The following is a 1,172-nucleotide window of genomic DNA, read 5'->3' on the forward strand; positions in this document are numbered from 1 at the left end:
GACGGTCACCAAGAAGCCCACGAGCAGCGCCGACACCGAGATCCCCTTCGCCGCCAGCAGGTCGCGCAGCGCGTTGCTCTGCGCCCACTCGGCCGCCTTGGCCGCGCTGTACGCCCCGAACGGGCCCGGGTGCAGCCAGGACAGCACGGACAGCACGTTGAGCACCGCGCCGCCGCCGTTGCGCTCCAGCACCGGCGCGAAGGCCCGGGTGACGGCGAGCGTGCCGAAGTAGTGCGTCTCCATCTCCAGCCGGATCGCGTCGAGGTCGCCCTCCAGCAGGTTCACGCCGAGGCTGGTGCCGGCGTTGTTGACCACCACGGTGGCGTCGTCGGCGATCTTGGCCGCCTGGGCTACCGACTCCGGGTCGGTGATGTCGAGCCGCACCCGGATCACCCCGGGCAGGTCGATGGTCTCGGGGCGCCGGGCCGCCGCGTACACCTTGGCGCCGCGCTGCACGAGCTGGGCGGCGAAGTGCCGGCCGAGGCCGCGGTTGGCCCCGGTGACGAGGGCGACGGAGTTCTCGAGCTGCATGGTGGTTCCTTCCGTTGGTCCGACGAGTTTTAGATTATGGGCATCATCTATTGGCCGCAACGTTAGATGACGAGCGTCATATAAGATGGGTGCCGGAGGTGCGGGATGGCACGGGTGACCCAGGCACAGGCACAGCAGAACAGGGAACGGGTGATCGCCGAGGCGGCGCGGCTCTTCCGCGAGCGCGGCGTCCAGGGGGTCAGCGTCACCGACCTGATGGCCGCGGCCGGGCTCACCCACGGCGGTTTCTACAAGCAGTTCGCGTCCAAGGAGGCGCTGGTCGCGGAGGCCACCGGCCGGGCCTTCGGCGAGCTGGGCGAGCGGCTGACCGCCCTGGACGAGCAGCATCCCGGCGACCACGCGGCCGCCCGGCGGGAGCTGCTGGACTACTACTTCTCCCCCGAGCACCGCGACCACGCCGGTCAGGGCTGCCCGACCACGGCCTTCGGCGGCGACATGGCCCGGGAGGCGCCGGACAGCCCGGCCCGGGAGCCGTACGCCGACGGCGTGCGCGACTTCGCCCGCTGGATGGCCGACGGCGACGACGAGGACCTGGTGGCGATCGCGACGATGGCGGGCGCCCTGATGCTGTCCCGGGCGACGGCCGGCACCGAACTCTCCGACCGCATCCTCACGGCCGC

General features: G+C 71.8%; 2 protein-coding genes. One reads left to right on the forward strand and one right to left on the reverse strand.

All coding sequences use genetic code 11. The features are described from left to right. The coding region (locus tag AB0C29_RS49535) for an SDR family oxidoreductase (RefSeq protein ID WP_360835492.1) at nucleotides 1-531 on the reverse strand (531 nt) is incomplete at its 3' end. A gap of 105 nt (nucleotides 532-636) precedes the next feature. Here AB0C29_RS49535 and AB0C29_RS49540 point away from each other — a divergent pair. Further along, on the forward strand, nucleotides 637-1,172 hold a 536-nt coding region (locus AB0C29_RS49540), incomplete at its 3' end, for a TetR family transcriptional regulator (RefSeq protein WP_360835494.1).

The sequence above is a fragment of the Actinoplanes sp. NPDC048791 genome, from assembly GCF_040650095.1.
Classification (GTDB): Bacteria; Actinomycetota; Actinomycetes; order Mycobacteriales; family Micromonosporaceae; genus Actinoplanes.